Source organism: Bradyrhizobium sp. Mp27, assembly GCF_029953005.1.
GTDB lineage: Bacteria > Pseudomonadota > Alphaproteobacteria > Rhizobiales > Xanthobacteraceae > Bradyrhizobium > Bradyrhizobium barranii.
In genome coordinates this window covers 1-203 of record NZ_JASAUS010000939.1, presented here as the reverse complement: position 1 = coordinate 203, position 203 = coordinate 1, and the positions used below count along the sequence as shown (strand labels likewise).

The following is a 203-nucleotide window of genomic DNA, read 5'->3' as shown; positions in this document are numbered from 1 at the left end:
ACCGCGAATGATCATCCGCTGTTGTGACGTCGAGACGACCGGGAAGGAAGCGACCGACGAAGTGGTCGAGATCGGCTGGCACGAGATTCGTGGCGGCACCCTCTACTCGACCGGAGCGCGCACCTTCGTGAAGCCGGCGCGCAAGATCCCGCCGAGCGCCTCAGCGATCCACCACATCAGCGACGTCGAGGTCGCCGATGCAC

Annotated in this window: 1 protein-coding gene; it reads left to right on the top strand. The window is 65.0% G+C overall.

Annotated features, from left to right (window positions below; genetic code table 11):
* The coding region (locus tag QJT78_RS53080) for an exonuclease domain-containing protein (protein WP_281461041.1) at positions 1 to 203 on the top strand (203 nt) is incomplete at both ends.